Annotated in this window: 15 protein-coding genes; 10 read left to right on the top strand and 5 right to left on the bottom strand. The window is 48.3% G+C overall.

Going from position 1 to position 19,595, the window contains the following annotated elements; all coding sequences use genetic code 11:
- Position 1 precedes the first annotated feature (1 nt).
- A complete protein-coding gene (locus HZB61_11495) occupies positions 2–1,243 on the top strand; it encodes a cobalt-precorrin-5B (C(1))-methyltransferase (protein MBI5057225.1) in 1,242 nt (413 codons plus the stop codon).
- 9 nt (positions 1,244–1,252) lie between these two features.
- Here HZB61_11495 and HZB61_11490 read toward each other — a convergent pair whose 3' ends face one another.
- The 5 genes from HZB61_11490 to galU all read right to left on the bottom strand — a co-directional run bounded on the left by HZB61_11490 (position 1,253) and on the right by galU (position 7,045).
- On the bottom strand, positions 1,253–2,092 hold the full coding sequence (locus HZB61_11490; protein MBI5057224.1) for a site-2 protease family protein: 840 nt from the start codon (positions 2,090–2,092) through the stop codon (positions 1,253–1,255).
- Positions 2,079–2,567, bottom strand: a complete 489-nt coding sequence (locus HZB61_11485; GenBank protein MBI5057223.1) for a DUF2062 domain-containing protein — start codon at positions 2,565–2,567, stop codon at positions 2,079–2,081. Before HZB61_11485 ends, HZB61_11490 begins: the two co-directional genes overlap by 14 nt.
- Before the next feature lie 110 nt (positions 2,568–2,677).
- On the bottom strand, positions 2,678–3,661 hold the full coding sequence (gene thiL / locus HZB61_11480) for a thiamine-phosphate kinase (GenBank protein ID MBI5057222.1): 984 nt from the start codon (positions 3,659–3,661) through the stop codon (positions 2,678–2,680).
- A 130-nt stretch (positions 3,662–3,791) separates the two neighbouring features.
- A complete protein-coding gene (gene lon, locus HZB61_11475) occupies positions 3,792–6,158 on the bottom strand; it encodes an endopeptidase La (protein MBI5057221.1) in 2,367 nt (788 codons plus the stop codon).
- Positions 6,158–7,045, bottom strand: coding sequence for a UTP--glucose-1-phosphate uridylyltransferase GalU (gene galU / locus HZB61_11470; GenBank protein ID MBI5057220.1), 888 nt, complete (start codon positions 7,043–7,045; stop codon positions 6,158–6,160). Before galU ends, lon begins: the two co-directional genes overlap by 1 nt.
- 628 nt (positions 7,046–7,673) lie before the next feature.
- Between galU and HZB61_11465 the strand changes: the two genes are divergently transcribed.
- The 9 genes from HZB61_11465 to HZB61_11425 all read left to right on the top strand — a co-directional run bounded on the left by HZB61_11465 (position 7,674) and on the right by HZB61_11425 (position 19,556).
- Entirely contained in the window at positions 7,674–8,111 is a 438-nt protein-coding gene (locus tag HZB61_11465) for a cyclic nucleotide-binding domain-containing protein (GenBank protein MBI5057219.1), read from the top strand.
- A gap of 99 nt (positions 8,112–8,210) precedes the next feature.
- The gene (locus HZB61_11460) at positions 8,211–9,839 is read left to right on the top strand and encodes an MHS family MFS transporter (protein MBI5057218.1); all 1,629 of its coding nucleotides are present in this window, start codon (positions 8,211–8,213) and stop codon (positions 9,837–9,839) included.
- A gap of 93 nt (positions 9,840–9,932) precedes the next feature.
- Positions 9,933–10,676, top strand: a complete 744-nt coding sequence (locus tag HZB61_11455; protein ID MBI5057217.1) for a metallophosphoesterase family protein — start codon at positions 9,933–9,935, stop codon at positions 10,674–10,676.
- A gap of 6 nt (positions 10,677–10,682) precedes the next feature.
- On the top strand, positions 10,683–12,113 hold the full coding sequence (locus HZB61_11450) for a protein kinase (protein MBI5057216.1): 1,431 nt from the start codon (positions 10,683–10,685) through the stop codon (positions 12,111–12,113).
- A gap of 72 nt (positions 12,114–12,185) precedes the next feature.
- Positions 12,186–13,334: a cation:proton antiporter gene (locus tag HZB61_11445; GenBank protein ID MBI5057215.1), complete on the top strand. Its 1,149-nt coding sequence runs from the start codon at positions 12,186–12,188 to the stop codon at positions 13,332–13,334.
- 111 nt (positions 13,335–13,445) lie between these two features.
- A complete protein-coding gene (gene acs / locus HZB61_11440; protein MBI5057214.1) occupies positions 13,446–15,422 on the top strand; it encodes an acetate--CoA ligase in 1,977 nt (658 codons plus the stop codon).
- Between the two features lie 56 nt (positions 15,423–15,478).
- Positions 15,479–17,377 carry an acetate--CoA ligase gene (gene acs, locus HZB61_11435; protein ID MBI5057213.1) on the top strand — a complete coding sequence of 633 codons (1,899 nt, stop codon included), beginning with the start codon at positions 15,479–15,481 and terminating at the stop codon, positions 17,375–17,377.
- 6 nt (positions 17,378–17,383) lie between these two features.
- Entirely contained in the window at positions 17,384–17,935 is a 552-nt protein-coding gene (locus tag HZB61_11430) for a hydrolase (protein MBI5057212.1), read from the top strand.
- A gap of 181 nt (positions 17,936–18,116) precedes the next feature.
- Positions 18,117–19,556, top strand: a complete 1,440-nt coding sequence (locus tag HZB61_11425; GenBank protein ID MBI5057211.1) for an OFA family MFS transporter — start codon at positions 18,117–18,119, stop codon at positions 19,554–19,556.
- Positions 19,557–19,595: the final 39 nt, after the last annotated feature.

The following is a 19,595-nucleotide window of genomic DNA, read 5'->3' as shown; positions in this document are numbered from 1 at the left end:
AATGAAAAAGCATTTACGTTCAGGATATACAACAGGCGCATGCGCGGCAGCGGCGGCGAAGGCGGCAGCCTTGCTCGTCACCCGTCACCCGTCACCCGTCACTGATGTTGACATTCCCTTCCCTGACGGCAGCAGGGTTAGTTTTAAAATTCATCACTCTGAACTCATAACTCTTAACTCTCAACTAATCGCCCGCGCATCCGTTATCAAGGACGCGGGAGATGACCCTGATATAACAAACGGCGCGGAGATAGCGGCGGAAGTCAAAATTCAGAGCACAGAGCACAGAGCACAGAGCACAGAACCCCCTCAGCAAGGGGATGGGGCGCAATCCCCAATCCCCAATCCCCAATCCCTGATTTTAATCAAAGGCGGCAAGGGCGTTGGCATTGTAACGAAGCCCGGACTTCCCGTCCCTGTTGGTGAAGCGGCAATCAACCCCGTACCGAGAAAGATGATTGAAGAGGCAGTAAGGGAAGCGTTGCTGGATAATAGTGCAAAAGTGCAGAAGTATAAAAGTGCAAAAGCGAAAGATGAGAAAAGCTACTCGGAAACCAACATATCTTCTGCGCTTCTGCACTTCTGCACTTCTGTACTTCTTGAAGTTACCATCTCCGTCCCGCAGGGTGAGGAGCTGGCAAAGAAGACTTTAAACGCCCGGCTCGGCATAACGGGCGGCATCTCGATACTGGGAACAACGGGTATTGTCAAACCTGTATCTGCCGAAGCGTGGACAGCTACAATTACTTCTTCAATGAAAGTGGCAAAGGCGGTGGGGCTTCAGGAGATAGTCCTTTCTGCGGGACGGACATCTGAAAAGGCGCATATGGCGGAATATAATCTTCCCGAAGAATCATATGTCCTCATCGGCGACTATCTCGAATACTCGCTGCGGGAGGCAAAAAAACTTGGATTTAAAAAAATCCATCTCTGCGCGCAGTGGGCCAAGATGGTCAAGATTGCAATGGCGACCCCGCAGACCCATGTGAGATTCGGAGCGATTGATATGAGGAAGGCCGTTGAATTTTTAAACTCTCTCGGAATTGCTGTGCCTGAGGACCAGGAATTCAATACCGCAAGAGAAATTTTTGACTTTATTAACTCGTCACCCGTCACCCGTCACTTGTTACTATTCTCGAAAGTCTGCGCTCATGCAAAAATATACGCTGAAGAGATTGCGGATGGGATCCCTGTTACCACACATCTTGTATCATACGAGGGAAAGATTATTTCGGGCAGTTGAACGAAAAGGCTACATCCCCTTCACAGGCGCGGGAGTGAAGGTCAAGATGAAAATTACAAACGTGATCCATCCGATGACCTTTCTTTTCCTGTCAAGCTGAATATAGGGATAAACCACAGGCGGATGCCTGTAGCCTAAAAAGATCATTATCACCGCCCATACAATCCACCCGCTCCAGAACAAAATGCCGAGGATAATCAATACAGGGATCATGCCCTTTGAGATCCACGCATGTTTGTCTCCAAGCAGGGCGTAAGTAATATGGCCGCCGTCAAGCTGGCCGATTGGAAGCAGGTTCAACGATGTGACCAGAAGGCCAATCCAGCCGGCAAAGGCAACAGGGTGGAGCAGTACGTCGTATTTGTCAGGATCGATATTGAGAATTATTTCGGATAAAAAATTAAATAGTATTGAACTGCCGAATGAAAGTCCTTCCTGCAATTCTCCCATCGGTTTGACCTCAGAAAAATTTAATCCTATGACCGTGGCGATCACTGCTATGATGAATCCGCCGATCGGCCCTGAGGCGCCTATGTCGATAAGCGACCGCCTGTCGGGAATCGGGGGTTTCATTTTGATAACAGCGCCAAACGTACCGATTATGGAAGGGGCCGGGATGAAATACGGAAGAGTTGCTGAGACGTTGTGCTTCAGGGACATGAAGTAATGCGATAATTCATGTGTCATTAAAATAAGGAGCAGCGTAAGTGAAAACGGCAGTCCGAGGTAGAGTTTTTCAGGATGCTCCCACGGTATGACGTTTTTCATCAGCGCGCCCGCAAGAGTGGTTGTTATAAAAGTCGCGATGAAAAGCAGGACATGCGTGCGGGTCAGTTTATGCGGCGTCATGTGCTTTCTGCTGGTATCTGGTTACCAGGTTGTGGACAATAAAATAGCCCGCAACCGCTGACACCGCACCGACGATGGTGGCGCCGACAAAAAAAGATGCTATGAGAGGCATTAACTCTTTGACGAGAGTCATTAAACTATTCAGGTCCGTCAGCTTGCCCGCAATTTTACCGAAAGTTATGCTGCCCCATTCCACGTCAGGCAACACCTGTTTTATTCCGATTAATTTCGCCCCGAACCAGACGCAAAAGGAGGACAACGGAACAATAGTCCAGGGGTTATTTACGCTCACTCCTACAAGAGTGACGAGTTTATTCAGGCGGAAAAGCCATGCCATAAAAAATCCTCCGACATAGTGAAGTCCCAATAAAGGTGAAATGCCCATGAACACGCCGAGCGCAAAAGCCATAGCGATGCGGTGCGGCGTGTCTTTCACCTGGAATATGGCCCTGAATTTATCTCTTATGTATGACATGTTAATTGGGAACAAGCAGAGAGTAGTTAGGTAGTAAGTAGTTAAGGAAATAAATGCAGCACGTCTTATCTTAACTACCATTGTACTAACTTCTAACTACTGGCTACTGACTACTTTCCTTTAAAGTGTTCATATCCTTCCGCCTGAAATCTTCTCTTTCTCCCTCTTTCGTCTATTATGAAACGGCCCGTCTTTATAATTTCGCCGATTTTAAATGCATCTGTTTTTATGCCCTGCGGCGCGGTGAAAAGCAGCGCGTAATCTTCCCCGCCTTTTAACGCAAAGTCTAAAGGATGCAGTCGCAGTGTCCCGGCAGCTTTTGCAAGCCCCTTTGACACCGGAATTTTATCTTTATAAATTACAGCGCCGACTTTGCTTTCGTCACAAATATGACTTAAATCTATCAGAAGCCCGTCGCTAATATCAATCATTGATGTAACCTTAGACGTGTTTTTCATAGGGAACGGCTCGGGCATCAGGTGTTTCGTGATGAGTTTTGGGTTTTGAGTTCCAAATTTCAGCTTCTTGTTTTTTAACTTCTGACTTCTGACTTCTGACTTCTGACTTTTCAAAAGTATAAGTCCCATCGCGGAATCCCCTACCGTGTCCGTGACGAAAATCCCGTCGCCTTCTTTTGCTCCTGAGCGTGTAATTATCCTGTCAGCGGTCCCGATGAGAGTTCCGCTCAGCACGAGTCCGTCTTTTGATGAACATGTATCGCCGCCTGCAATTGTAACTCCGGACCTTTTCGCGAGCCTTAATATTCCCGAGTACAGTTCATCAATATCTTCCGCATTGCATTTCTTTGGAATGCCGAGGCTGATAAAAAAATATTCCGGGCTTCCGCCCATTGCAAAGATATCGCTGATGTTCACCGCTAAAAATTTGTGGCCCAGTTGTGAGAACGTTGTAAATGAAAGGTCGAAATGGGTCCCTTCGAGCATCATGTCAGCGGTGACGAGAATTCTTTTTGCCCCCGCTTTTATAACTGCCGCGTCGTCGCCAATGCCTTCAATGATCTCAGGGGAGGCATTTTTGCATTTGGCCCTGATTCTTTTTATAAGGCCGAATTCGCCAAGTTCAGAAAGCAGCATAGTTTAAAAATTAACCACAGAGGTCACAGAGGCACTGAGGAAAATACAAAAATTTTGTAACGAAAAGTGAGAAAGAAAAAGGCAAGAATTTATTTAATCTTCTCAGTGTCTCAGCAGTGCATTGTATTTTTCATTTTCTCTTTTTCTTGCTCGTAATAAGGGCATTCTTTAAAACTTCATCCATTGTCTCCACCGGAATAAACTGCATGTCTTTTTTCACGTACTTGGGAATATCTTCGAGGTCCTTTTCATTTCGTTTTGGAATTATCACCTTCTTGATTCCCATCCTCTTTGCCGCCAGAGACTTCTCTTTCAGGCCTCCTATCGGAAGCACCTTCCCGCGCAGTGTTACCTCGCCTGTCATGGCAACGCTCTTATGAACAGGCTTGCCGGTAAAAACCGAGGCGATAGCGGTGGCCATTGTTATACCTGCGGAAGGCCCGTCTTTGGGGATCCCTCCTGCGGGGACATGAATGTGGATATCATTTTGTGAAAACATCGAGTTGTTTATGCCGAGCGTTTTGGCCCTTGAACGCACATAAGTTAACGCCGCATGGGCCGATTCCTTCATAACATCGCCGAGCTGCCCCGTAAGTGTCAGGTTGCCCTTGCCCTTCATTATCGTGGCTTCGATATATATTATGTCTCCGCCGCTCTCCGTCCACGCAAGCCCTGTAGAGACCCCGATCTCGTCTTTTTTGATCTCTTCTTCAGGCATGTATTTCTGTACGCCGAGATACTTTGAAATATTCTTTGATGAAATAACGTATTTTTTAATCTTCCCCTCGGCGATCTTTCTCGCTACCTTCCTGCAGAGGTTTGCGATCTCGCGTTCAAGATTTCTCACGCCTGCCTCGGCGGTATAATTTGTGGTAATGCTGAGGAGCGCACTGTCATAAATTCTTATGTTTTTATCCGAGATGCCGTGTTCTTTTAACTGCTTGGGGATAAGATAATTTCTTGCTATGCCGATTTTTTCCTCGGCGGTATATCCCGACAATGCGATCACCTCCATCCTGTCCCTTAAAGGAGAAGGAATGGGGTCTATGAGGTTAGCGGTTGTTATGAACATCACGTTGCTTAGATCAAAAGGGACTCCGAGATAATGGTCTGCAAAAGCATAATTCTGTTCCGGGTCCAACACTTCAAGCAGCGCGGATGCGGGATCGCCTCTAAAATCCATGCCTATTTTATCGACCTCATCGAGCATGAATACGGGATTGTTTTTGCCTGATGTTTTAATGCCCTGAATGATCCTGCCGGGCATCGCCCCGACATACGTCCTCCTGTGCCCCCTTATTTCGGCTTCGTCTCTCATCCCGCCGAGGGACATCCTGAAGAATTCTCGTCCTAATGAGCGCGCAATGGATTTGCCGAGCGAGGTCTTGCCTACGCCGGGCGGCCCTACGAAACAGAGGATGGGGCCTTTCATTTTCTCTTTGAGCTTTCTCACCCCGAGATATTCGAGTATGCGCTCTTTGACCTTTTCAAGATCGTAATGGTCGTCGTCGAGGATCTTCTTCGCCTTTTTCAGGTCGAGGATGTCTTTTGAGCTCTTCGACCACGGCAGTTCAACAAGCCAGTCCACATATGTTCTTATAGTGCCTGCCTCAGCGCTGTCCGGATGCATCTTTTCGAGACGGTTGATCTGTTTTATGGCCTCCTTCTCGACCTTCTCCGGCATCTTCGCCTTTTCAATCTTTTTACGAAGTTCCATGACCTCCTCGGCTTTTTCGTCTATCTCGCCGAGCTCTCTCTGGATGGCCTTCATCTGTTCTCTCAGGAAATATTCGCGCTGGGTCTTGTCAATTTCCCCCTTGACGTCGGACTGTATTTTCTGCTGCACCAACAGGAGTTCAACCTCCCTGCTGAGCAGCTCGCTGATTTTTTTAAGCCTGAGAATAGGGTCTGTCTGCTCCAGTAATGATTGGGCCTGGTCGGCCTTTAAGCCGAGATTCGATGCAACTAAGTCTGCAAGCCTTCCGGGGTCCTCTATGTTTTCTATAAGGACTATAATATCGGGAAGAAAAGACTTTCCGAGCGCTAATGATTTGTCCACAAGCTCTTTTACATTGCGCATCAGGGCCTCAACTTCAAGTGTCATCTCGGGTTGTTGCTGGTCAATGACTTTTCCAATTTCGCCGATATAGAACGGGTCCGTCTGGGTATAATTAAGTATCTTTGCCTTTGCAACGCCCTGCACAAGTATCTTGAGACGCCCGTCAGGGAGTTTCAGCATCCTCAGAATTGTTCCGACTGTTCCAACGGTATAAAGGTCTTCTTTGGAGGGGACTTCGATATTAACGTCTTTTTGTGAAACAAGCAGTATCATCTTGTTTTCCCCGACGGCATGCTCAATCGCCTTTATCGATATGTCCCGTCCCACAAAAAGCGGAAGAATCATGTAGGGGAAAATAACAACGTCTCTTACGGGCAAGATCGGCAAGGATGTCGGGATCTCAATTTCGCGCTCTTCTTTTACATCAATTTCGGCCATTATTGCTCCTTGTTTATGATTGATGAAACTGTGGATAAAAGATATTTCTTAAACTCGTCTCTGACAGTCGGGGTCTTTAATGCAAATTCAACCGTTGCCTTTAGATAACCAAGCTTGTCTCCCGCGTCATAGCGTGTTCCCTCAAAAAGGTAGCCATAAACCGGTTTCTTTTGCAAAAGCGCATTCAATGCGTCGGTCAATTGAATTTCACCGCCCTTGCCCGGTAATGTTTTTTCAAGGAAATTATAAATATCCGGAGTTAGTATATACCTTCCGATGACGGCAATGTCAGAAGGAGCGGAAGACTGTTTCGGCTTTTCAACCATATCGGTTATCCTGAAAATATTTTTTTTGACTTCTTTTCCGGCTATTATTCCGTAACGGTGTACTTCTTCCTTTGGCACTCTTTGCAGTGCGAGCACCGTTGCCTCATGTTCATTATATATTTTCAGCATCTCTCCAAGAAGATTGTCCTCTGGATCAATTATATCATCACTCAGGATCACTGCAAACGGTTCGTCATTTACAAACGCCTTGGAACAGAGAATCGCATGACCAAGTCCCAGCGGGGCACCCTGTCTTATGTAAGCAAATTGATGCCGTGACAGCCTGCGAATTTCTTCAAGCATTGCATGTTTGCCTTTGCTTTTAAGGTTTTCCTCAAGCTCCCAGGCAGAATCAAAGTGGTCTTCAATTGCCCTCTTGGATTTACCTGTAATCATGATAAATTCTTTTATGCCACAATTCTCCGCTTCTTCAACTGCGTACTGTATCAACGGCTTATCAACAATGGGCAGCATCTCTTTGGGAGATGCCTTTGTTGCAGGTAAAAACCTTGTGCCTAACCCTGCAGCAGGGAATACAGCTTTCTTCACGATCTTAGGCATGCACTTTTCTCCTTTGTGATTTTGGCAAAAAAAACAGAGAAAAAATATTTTTTATTCTACCATGTTGCAGGAGTTATTGAAAGAGGGCAAATCAAACTTTCCCTTAAATGATAATGTGTTTCGTGGATACCTGAGATAGTATAATTCAGTATCACAAGACACCTCAGAGCAGATAAGAGACTGCGGCATCATTTCTTGATTAATGGATTTTCTGAACTCATCTGTCTGACCTTTTTGATGTATTAGTTAGCTCTGTTCATAAACTAGTGTTTTCTATTTTCGTCATGCCCGAAGCCTGCTCTCAAATTTCGTAATCGGGCGTTAAGGACAGGCACTAATTCAACTATCAAGACAAAAATAGGGGTTGGCATGTTACTTATCTCTACGTCAAGCACAAATTTGTATTACAAAAAGTAACTATCGTAACTACCTTGAAAAATAAAGATTATATTAAATACCCCCCTGCATTGCTACATAAAGTATCATTCAGTCTTTTTGTTTAAACATCTACTGGTATCCGGGAAAACTCCTTGTTCCCATTATTTCTTTTTATTGCAATGAGTTAAACAGTCAATACGGTTCTGATTTTTTCAGGCATATGATTTGCTCTTCTTTTAGTCATCATAAGATGACCATCGAAGAAGTAAAAGAATTTCTCAGTAAGCTTAAACCCTTTCAGGAACTTGAAGATAAAGCCTTAAGACAAATTGCCGGGGGCGTCATAGTGGAATTCTATCCTAAAGACAGCGTGATCATTCTTGAAGAAAATCCGCCTTGCGAATATCTTCAGATTATTAAAAAAGGGAATGTAAAAGTGAAGTTTAAAAAGGGTGATAAGGATGCCACTGAATACAGGGGAGAAGGCAATTCATTCGGCTGTCTCCGGGACAAGGCCGGATCAAAAATCAGGGTCTCAGCAGTTGAAGATACTACTTGCTACCTAATCGGTAAAGAAATATTATTCGGAATTCTTGAAACACATCCGTCAATGTCAGGATATTCAGGGCTGGCGCTGACAACGGACAGAAAAACTGGGGCACTCACGGCGCGCCGCAGTAAAAAATAAAGGAGGAAGTTTATATGTAAAAAAACCAGTCAAAGCGCTTATCCAGGTGTTGATTCAACCCTGTTTCCAAACAACAAAATAAAAAAGGAGGTTTGCTTAATGAGCACAACTATAGTAACAGATCAAGTAGCAGAAAAAGCTCCGATATCCAAAGAGGAAAAATTAGTTATCGTAGCTTCATCCGTTGGAACAGTGTTCGAGTGGTATGACTTTTACCTGTACGCAACACTGGCGCCGTTCTTTGCTGCATTGTTCTTTCCGAAAGGAAATGAAACTGCGGCGCTCCTTTCTGCTTTCGCAACATACGCGGCAGGCTTTTTAGTTCGTCCCTTCGGCGCGCTCGTGTTCGGACGCATCGGCGACCTTGTAGGCCGCAAATACACATTCCTGGTAACGATCGTCGTCATGGGTCTTGCGACTTTCGGTTGCGGCCTGCTGCCGACGTTCGAGTCTGTCGGCTGGTTTGCGCCTGTTATTCTGGTGACTCTGCGTCTGCTTCAGGGACTTGCGCTTGGCGGCGAATACGGAGGTGCGGCCACATATGTCGCTGAACACTCTGCTCATCATCGACGGGGGTACAGTACCAGCTGGATCCAGACCACGGCAACGGTCGGCTTTTTCCTTGCTTTGCTTGTAATCGGCCTCTGCCGGATCAATATGACCAAAGAGGTTTTCGCAACCTGGGGATGGAGAGTTCCCTTCTGGTTGTCAATAATTCTTCTGGGCGTCTCGATCTATATCCGTCTCAAGCTGCAAGAGTCACCGGTCTTCCAGCGTATAAAGTCAGAAGGCAAGACTTCCAAGGCTCCGCTTACCGACAGCTTCCTGCGCTATCCGAACAATAAATACGTGCTACTGGCGCTGCTTGGCGCAACCGCAGGACAGGGCGTTGTCTGGTACACCGGACAATTTTATGCGCTTTTCTTTATGCAGATCACGCTGAAGCTCGACTTCCTCACAACTTACACACTGATAGGCGCGTCTCTGCTTCTTGGAACACCCTTTTTCATCGTCTTCGGCAAGCTGTCGGACAAGATAGGCCGGCTTAAGATCATCCTGGCCGGCTGTCTGATCGCGGCAGTGACCTACTTCCCGATGTTTAAGGCGCTGACGCACTATGTCAACCCCGCGCTGGAGGAGTTTCAGAACAGGACGGAGATCACTGTTGCAGCAAACGAAGCCGATTGCAACTTCCACATTTTTGTCGGCCCGTGGAGCAAGTTCAGCAACTGTGACCGCGCCAAGGACTACATGACCAAACAGGGATTGAGCTTCAAAACATTGCCTGGAGTAGAGGGCAAGGATGTTGTAACGACTATTGGAGGGACCGAGATCGTGGGCTGGAACGAGCAGGCAGTAAAAGATGCTCTGAAAGCCCAGGGCTATCCTGCTGAAGCTGACAAGAGCAAAATCAACTATCCGATGGTTCTGCTCATCCTGTTTATCTTCGTTATCTACGTTACCATGGTTTATGGCCCGATCGCGGCGTTCCTGGTCGAACTGTTCCCGACACGTATCCGTTACACGTCCATGTCTTTGCCGTATCACATAGGCAATGGCTGGTTCGGCGGCTTGCTGCCGCTTACGGCTACGGCAATGGTAGCGGCAACAGGGGATATCTATTACGGACTATGGTATCCGATCGTTGTTTCGATTGTAACAGTAGTCATTGGAGCGCTCTTTTTGAAAGAAACAAAGGAAAGGGACATTACCTCTTACGAACATTGATTCGTACTGTTGTTGGGAAGACCCTTTCTTTCACTTGAGATGTCCGGCGGATGGCGCTTGCCATCCCGCCGGATGGCTTTTTATTAATTTGATATGCGAATAGCTTTTTTTGCAGATATTCACGCCAACCGTGAGGCTTTGGAAGCATGCCTCGCTCACTCAATCCTGCAAGGTGTTGAGAGGAATGTTTTCTTAGGGGACTTGATCGGCTATGGCGCTGATCCGGAATGGGTACTCGGAACTGTCATGCATTACCATGAGAACGGAGCGATAGTCGTTCTCGGCAACCACGATGAGGCGGTATTGCAGAAATCACGTAACGGTATGCACGAAGACGCTCGCTATGCTGTTGAATGGACGCGTACCCGTCTTAATGGCCCTCAGATGAAATTTCTGTCCGGACTTCCGCTCCAATTTGAGGAGCATGACCGCTTGTACGTTCACGCAAACGCCTGGGCCCCGGGTCAATGGGGCTATATAACTGATTCGTTTGATGCAGCGCGCAGCCTTGCCTTTACCCGCTGCCGTTTAACATTCTGCGGCCATGTTCATGAACCGCACCTGTATCACCAGAACGGCAGCAGGAGCGTTAGTGCCTTTGTTCCTCAACCGGACGTAGACATCCCGCTCAGCACGCATCGCCGCTGGCTTATCAACGCTGGGTCCGTTGGGCAGCCGCGTGACGGAAACCCTGCGGCATGTTATGCTGTATACGATTCAGCTCGTAACATGCTGACATATTTTCGTGTGCCCTTCAACGTGGAAGCGGCAGCAAGAAAAATAAAAGAGGCTGGACTGCCTGAATGGTTTGGGACGCGTTTGGAACAGGGAGTATAACTTAGGGTGGTTGCGGAATCACTTTCAGCTGGGGCATTCCTGGGCGGCTTCAAGCTTGAAAATAGAATTCACGCGGGCGGGATGGCAACCATATGGAAGGTGACGAGGGAAGACCTGTCTATCCCGATGGTAATGAAGGTCCCGCGTCTTAAGGACGGAGATGATCCGTCATTTATTGTAAGCTTTGAAGTCGAGCAGATGGTCCTGCCTAAACTTACAGGTCCGCATGTCCCGCGCTTCATCGCTTCCGGCGATTTCTCGCAGCAGCCGTTCCTCGTCATGGAACATATTCCGGGCGGATCGCTTGAATCCCGCCTTCCTGAATCACCGCTGCCGCCGGATGAAGCAGCGGCCATCGGAGCAAAAACTGCCAAGGCCCTGCATGATCTTCACCGTCAGCGCGTCATCCACCTCGATCTTACGCCGGACAACATACTCTTCCGTAAAAGCGGAGAAGCTGTGCTGATTGACTTCGGCCTGTCACGTCATGATCAGCTTCCCGACCTGATGGCCGAGGAGTTTCACCTGCCGATGGGCACTGCTCCGTATATCTCGCCTGAGCAGGTGCTGAATGTGCGCAGTGATCCGCGCAGCGACATTTTCGCCCTCGGAGTGATCTTGTATGAATTGAGCACCGGGGAACAGCCTTTCGGCGACCCGAAAAGTAAGGCTGGCCTCAGGAGACGCTTATATGTGGATCCCGTTCCTCCACGTGCATTAAACAAAGAATGTCCGCGCTGGCTGCAAGAGATAATTTTAAGATGCCTTGAAGTAAATCCTGCGGAGCGTTACGGCAGCGCTGCCCAGCTTGCCTTTGCCCTTCAGCATCCTGAACAAGTTACGCTTACGCCACGCGCGGAACGAGGCAGGCGGGACAGTCACTGGACGATATTTAAGCGCTGGATGAATTATAAAAAATTCGGTTCATCCGCAAACAGGTCGATAGCCAGACATCTTGATACGGTGCCGATTATCATGGCCGCCGTGGATACCTCTCCTGAAATGGAGGCACTCTCCGATTCTTTGCGCAAAGCCGTAAAGCGTATTTTTCATACAGAAAGAAACGCCCGCCTTACCTGCGTCACTGTCCGCAAAACGCCTCTTGTCGGCCTCGACCTCGGCGTCGACGAAGCGGGAAAAAATTTGCACGTGCAATTTCTGATAGAGCTTAAGCACTGGGCGCGCACTTTGCAAATCCCTGCTGACAGGATATCGTTTCATGTGCTTGAATTTCCCGACCCTGCAACGGCCCTCATCAATTACGCTAAGGCGAACCATGTTGATCATATCGTCATAGGCGCTCGCAGCAGCTCAACGCTCAGACGTTTTCTCGGCAGCGTGTCTTCGCAGGTTGTTGCGGAAGCGCCCTGCACAGTGACCGTTGTGAGGGCGCACCAGACCGGAGGCCCTGAATCAGGAGGCGAAGCTGCGGGTTAGAAGAGGCATTGTTTACAAATACATGGTATATTTAAACGCATGTTAAAATGAGAACATTTAATCACTAAGCATATGGCCACGATTGAATTACAGATAAGTTTGATCCTGCTGTTTGCATTAGCGGGATATCTGCTTTCCTCAAGAATAAATCAGTCCGCTGTTGTCGGCATAATCATAGTCGGAATAATAATAGGCCCGAGCTTCCTTGCGATCATAAAATACAGCGACGCCATCAAGATGCTGGCGCATCTCGGCGCGATAATGCTCTTGTTCGCAATAGGGCTTGAATTTAAGAACAGGGAAATCTACCAGACAAAATATTTACTAATCGCGTTTATAGGCATAATCCTTCCATGGACGGCAGGTTATTTCCTCGGAAATATTTTTGATTATAATTTTCAGGAGTCAATGTTCATCGGAGTATCGCTGACCGCAACCAGCATAGCCATCACGGCAAGCGTATTAAAAGAGATGAAGAAACTGAATACGCCGGCTGCACAGGCGATAATCGGAGCGGCGGTGATAGACGATGTCCTCGGTCTATTGGCGCTGTCAATAGCCGCGCAATCCGTAAAAGAAGGCAACATTGAGCTTATGAAAATAGTTTTGACAGCAATGAAAGCGGCGGCCTTTTTGATCGCTGGGATCTTTGCGGCCCCGTACATCAAAAAATTGTTCATGAAACTTGATGAGCAGGGAGTCGCTAAAGAATTCCCGGATTTTTTATTCATCATGTCGATCATGTTCTGTTTCCTGTATGCGTCTGTTGCGGAGATAATCGGCCTGTCAGCGATTGTCGGGGCTTTTTTATCCGGGGTGGTGCTGGAGGGCCTGAAATTTAAAAACAGCAAGGACCTTAAAGAAGGCGCTGAATACTTGCACGTAATTTTCGGCGCGATTTTCTTCATCAGCCTGGGAATACTGGTGAATTTGAAGGAGCTGTCATTTAGCATCCTGCCTTTTTTTGCGGCATTAATTTTAGTAGCGGTTTTAACAAAGGTCATCGGATGCGGGATTGCGGCAAAAATGGTCCGTTTCAGTAATTCGGAATCTTTGATCATCGGGTTTGGCATGTCTCCACGGGGCGAGGTTGCGATGATAGTGGCCCTGATCGGTTTGACGTCAAACATAATAAGCCAGAATTTGTATGTTTCAATAGTGCTGATGTCTTTGGTGACTACCGTAATCACTCCGGTTGTCGTAAGGAATTTAAGGTGGTAAGTAACAGGAACAGCGATAAAGTTTATATCTCGATTGTCCGTTTAATAGTAACTACAACTATACATTTCGAAAAAAAACATTAAATAAACTCAAAATAACAAAGGAGGCGCAATAATGGCAGACGACAAAAAGATCGAGGTGCTAATGGCAGAAGGCAGGACCTTTCCGCCGTCAAAGGAATTCAGCAGCAAGGCGCATATCAAGAGCATGGCTGATTATGAAAAGCTCTATAAGCGTTCCGTGGAAGATCCTGAGGGCTTCTGGGCGCAGATGGCGGAGGAAAATCTCACGTGGTACAAGAAGTGGGACAAGGTGCTTGAGTCTGACTTCACCATACCTTCGATAAAATGGTTTCAGGGCGGAAAGCTCAACGCATCCTACAACTGCCTCGACCGCCACCTGACAAGCGCAAGAAGAAACAAGGCCGCGATAATCTGGGAGGCCGATGACGGCTCCTATAAGACATATACATATCAGCAATTGCATCTTGAGGTAAACCGGTTTGCCAACGTCCTTAAGAAAAAGGGCGTGACGAAGGGCGACAGGGTGACCATCTATCTGCCCATGATCCCGGAACTTGCGATCTCCATGTTGGCGTGCGCTCGCATCGGGGCCATACACAGCATAGTATTCGGAGGCTTCAGCTCTCAGGCCTTGCGGGACAGGATACAGGACTGTAAGTCGAAGCTCCTTATCACTGCTGACAGAGGAGTGAGAGGCGGAAAACTTGTGCCGTTGAAATCCAACGCGGATGTTGCGCTGCAGGAATGCCCTACAATTGAGAAGGTCATAGTGGTAAGGAGGGCGGACAGGATAGAGATGGAGACTAACCGGGATTCATGGTGGCATGATGATATGAAGGAGCCGGACATCTCAAACTACTGCGAGCCCGAGCAGATGGACGCGGAAGACCCGCTCTTCATCCTCTACACATCCGGTTCGACTGGCAAGCCCAAGGGTGTTCTGCATACGACCGGCGGATACCTTCTTTACGCCCAGCTTACGTTCAAATGGATATTCGACTATCATGAAGAAGACATACACTTCTGTACCGCGGATATCGGATGGGTCACCGGGCATAGTTACATTGTGTACGGCCCGCTTGCCGAGGGAGCCACGAGCCTGATGTTTGAAGGAATCCCGACATATCCTGATGCCGGAAGATTCTGGCAGATCTGTGATAAACATAAGGTCAATATTTTCTACACAGCGCCTACCGCGATAAGGGCATTAATGAAAGAAGGTGAAAGCCATGTGCATAAGCATGACCTTTCATCACTCCGTGTCCTCGGCTCGGTTGGAGAGCCCATCAATCCTGAGGCGTGGATGTGGTATCACGTCAATGTCGGGAAAGAAAAACTGCCGATCGTTGACACATGGTGGCAGACAGAGACAGGCGGAATATTGATCACTGCGCTTCCCGGCGCGATGACGCTGAAGCCAGGCTCCGCAAACAGGCCTTTCCCCGGTGTTGTGCCGAAGATCCTCAAAGAGGACGGCTCGACTGCTGGAGTTGATGAAGGCGGTTATCTTGTAATTGATAAGCCGTGGCCCGGAATGATACGAGGCACATACGGAGACCCTGAGCAAAAGCGGGTGAAGGAAGTTTACTTCGCAAGATTCGCAGGCAAATATCTCACCGGCGACGGCGCGCGTGTTGATAAAGACGGCGACTACTGGCTCATGGGAAGAATAGATGACGTTATCAATATCTCCGGCCACAGGCTGGGAACAGCGGAAGTTGAATCGGCCCTTGTCAGCCACGAGGCAGTTGCTGAAGCCGCTGTTGTCGGATTCCCTCATGAGATCAAAGGCGAAGGCATTTACGTTTACGTTACGCTGAAAGACGGGCAGAAGCCGTCCGATGATTTGAAAAAGATCCTCGTGGGCCATGTCAGGACCGTCATCGGTCCGATTGCAACGCCTGACAAATTACAGTTCGCACCGGGATTGCCGAAGACCAGAAGCGGCAAGATCATGAGAAGGATCCTCAGGAAGATCGCAAAGGGCGACGTCGATGAACTCGGCGACACATCAACCCTTGCCGACCCGTCAGTGGTGGATAATCTTGTGAAGGAAAGATTGTAGAGAAATCTTGTGTAGGGGCGGGTTTGAAACCCGCCCCTACATTTCAGGGGAAACCAATGAAGACTCACGATGAAAAGATCCATATCCTGTCGGAAATAACACAGACATATGAGCCGCCCAAAAAAATAAAAGACAATGCCTATCTCAGGGACTATCAAAAAATTTATAAACAATCCATAAAAGACCCTGATGAGTTCTGGGCCAAAACCGCATCGGAACTGCACTGGATCAAACAATGGAAAACAGTTTCAGCAATTAAGAAACCCAGCCACAAATGGTTTGTCGGCGGAAAACTGAATATTACCCAAAACGCCCTTGACAGACACCTTTCTACATGGAGAAGAAACAAAGTCGCCCTTATCTGGCTCTGCGAGACAGGCGAAGAAAAGATAATTACATACCACCAGCTTTACAGGGCTGTTAACAAAATGGCCAACGGCCTTAAATCCCTCGGCGTGAAAAAGGGCGACAGGGTCGTGATTTATATGCCGCTTACTCCTGAGGGTATTATATCCATGCTTGGATGCGCGAGGATCGGTGCGATCCACAGCGTTGTCTTTGCCGGGATGGGTCATCACGCGCTTCAGGCCCGCATTGAGGACAGCAAGGCAAAGATAATAATAACCTCTGATATAACATACAGGAGAGGGAAAGCGATAGCGTTGAAGCCTATTGTGGATGAGGCCATTGCGGACATCCCTTATATTGAAAAGGTGATAGTGCATAGAAGGGCTGAAGAAAAGATCGAGCTTTATAACGGCAGGGAGATGGATTTTTATGAGCTGTTCAATTCGCAGCCTGCGGAATGTGAAGCCGAGACAATGGATTCCGAAGACCCTCTGTTCATCCTCTATACCTCAGGGACAACAGGGAAACCTAAAGGGGTCGTCCATGTTCACGGCGGATATATGGTAGGAACATATTATCTTGCAAAGGCCTTTTTCGATATTAAGGATGAGGATGTCTACTGGTCCACATCGGACATCGGATGGATCGTAGGTCATAGTTATATCGTGTACAGTCCTCTTGTTGCAGGAGCAACAGTGCTCTGCAGGGAAGGGACCATTGATTACCCCAACCCCGGCATTGTCTGGTCCACTGTTGAAAAATACGGCGTATCGGTTATGTTCACCGCGCCGACCGCTGTCAGGATGTTCATGAAATTCGGAACAAAATTTACAAACAAATATAACAAGAAAAGCCTCAGGCTTCTTGCGTGCGCCGGTGAACCGTTGAATCCGGAGGCATGGAAATGGACGCAGGAGCATATCTGTGCAGACCACGGCTTTGTAATGGACAACTTCTGGCAGACGGAAGTTGCAGGCCCTATGATCGCAACATTCCCGTGCATGACCGCGAGACCCGGAAGGGCCGGGGTCCCGGTGCCCGGCCTTCAGGCCGAGATAGTTGACAGGAGCGGCAAGCCTGTTGAAAACGGCAAGGGCGGACTGCTCATAATAAAAGAACCGCTGCCCTATATGCTCCGCACTGTTTACAACGACCCCAAGAGATATGAAAAGGCATGGGAGACCATACCGGGCGCTTATTTCACCGGAGATATCGCGGTAAAAGATGAACACGGATATATCTCCGTGCTCGGCAGGGCGGACGACGTGATGAACGTCGCAGGCCACAGGATAGGCACCGCAGAAGTTGAATCAGCGCTTGTCAGCCACCCTTCAGTCGCCGAGGCGGCTGTTATCGGCAAGCCCGATGAAATAAAGGGAGAGACCATTAAGGCCTTTGTCATTTTGAGAGCCGGCAACAAAACGTCTGACGCATTAAGGGATTCCATTGTTCGCCATGTACGCAGAGAGCTTGGCCCGATTGCCACTCCCGAAGTAGCCTTTGTTGACAAACTGCCAAAGACGAGGTCGGGCAAAATTATGCGGAGGGTCCTGAGGGCAAAAGAGATGGGCCTTGATATCGGCGATATCTCAACGATGGAGGATTAATTCGAAATGAAAAAATTCACCCCCGACAAAAACAACTCCGTACTCGTTATTGTGGACATTCAGGACAAGCTCGCGGTTGTGATGAAACACAAACAGCGGGTGACCGATAACTGCCTTCACCTCATTGAAGCCGCAAAGCTCCTGGACATCCCCCTTCTTGTTACCGAGCAATATCCAAAAGGACTCGGCCAGACAGTTAAGGAAATTAAAGAAGCCATACCGCACTACGAGCCTCTGGAAAAAGTCACATTCGACTGCTGCAAGGGAGACGGGTTTTTAGAGAAAATCGCCTCATTGAGAAAAACACATATCATCCTCACCGGGATGGAAACGCATGTTTGTGTTTTGCAGACTTGTCTGGGACTTTTGGAAAAAGGATACTTTGTTCATCTCGTCAGCGACGCTGCCTGCTCAAGAAAGAAAGATAATTTCCTCTCCGGCAGAGAACTCATGCGCGATGCAGGCGCGGTGATCACCTGTACTGAAACGGTCTTGTTCCAGCTCCTCGAAAAAGCCGGCACGCCAGAGTTTATTACGATAGTTAAGAGAATAAAATAACGTAGGGGCGAACGGCCGTTCGCCCCTACAATTGTAATCGCAAAGGGCAATTCACCGAATCACCCCTTCAAAAGAAAAACCAATTCTATTAAAGATTCCCCCTTCATTACCCGATTAGTTCAGTAGGGCCGGGGTTACCCCGCCTTGCTGACACCATAATAATTATTCGGGAGAAAAAAACATGAATAAAGAAAAAAGTAAAAACCGCTGGACTGTTTTAGCCGGGGCATTGATCGTCCAGATAATTTTAGGGACCGTTTACGCATTCAGCGTTTTTGTGAAACCTCTTGAGGGGGAATTCGGATGGAGCCGCACAACTACCCAGTGGGCGTTCTCTTTTGCCCTGCTGACCTTCGCGATAGTCATGATCCCCGCGGGCCGTTTGCAGGATAAAATCGGCCCGCGCAAGGTCGCCTCTATCGGCGGCATTCTGCTCGGTGTTTCTTTTCTGCTTGGCTCATTGCTGGTTGATCAAAGCCGCCCCTGGGCGCTTTATCTGACCTACGGAATTATCGGCGGGGCCGGAATTGGATTTGCCTATGTTTGTCCGATTGCCGCTGCAGTAAAATGGTTCCCTGACAAAAAGGGTTTGATCACCGGTCTTGCAGTAGCTGGCTTCGGAGCAGGCGCACTCTTTTTTGCCGGACCTGCATCCATACTATTACAGCAGCCGGGAACGGGCGGAGAGGCCATGGGATTGTCACAGATACTCCTGGTAGCGCTGGGCATCTCAAAGGGAAGCGGATTCGGGATCGGCTGGAAGACATTCTTTGTGCTTCACGGTATCACCAGCGCAGTGTTCGTTATTCTCGGCGCGTCGCTTCTTAGTAACCCGCCTGCCGGGTGGCAGCCTTCGGGATGGAACGCAAATAAATCAGGGAACAAGGCTTCAAATGACGTTGCCTGGAGAGAGATGCTCAACACTCCTCTTTCCTGTATGCTCTGGCTGACTTTCATTTTCGGAGCAACATCAGGATTAATGGCCATAGGACAGTGGAACCCGTTGATGAGCGCCATTCTTAAAGGGAGGACTTTCGCCCCCGAATGGCTGGGGACCTTTGGACGCTTTGTCGAGCCTATAGGCATCCTCGCTATATTCAACGCGCTCGGACGAATTTTCTGGGGCAAGGTGAGCGATTTCATTGACCGCCCGAGGGCCATGATGATAATGTTCCTCGCGCAGGGCATGGCTTTCATGCTCCTTGTTAGCGTTGAGTCTCACGTGGCGGTCTTTCTTGCCTCCGCATGGGTAGGGCTTAATTTCGGCGGGATATTCGCGCTCTTTCCGTCAGCAACCGCTGACTATTTCGGGACAAAAAATCTCGGGGTAAACTACGGCTGGATATTTACGGCTTACGGCGTTGCGGGCATCCTCGGCCCTGTCGTAGGCGGCGTTCTCTATGACGCAACCCACCAGTACATCATGGCATTTGTCTTTGCGGGAATTTTATGTTTTATAGCAGCAGGCTGTTCCGTAGTTGTCTGGGGCCTGGCAAGGGCAAGGTTGCAGGATTTATCTCAACCAGTGGAAGTCGAAAGTTTGCACGCGCTGCAGCACGTCGCGTCATTGAAGAATTATACGCATGTCCCTGAAACCACATTGAACAAAGAATGTGTTTAATGTAGGGGCGGGTTTTAAACCCGCCCTACGGTAATACAA

Source organism: Nitrospirota bacterium, assembly GCA_016214845.1.
Lineage (GTDB): Bacteria > Nitrospirota > Thermodesulfovibrionia > UBA6902 > UBA6902 > SURF-23.
This window is presented reverse-complemented; position numbering and strand designations above follow the sequence as displayed.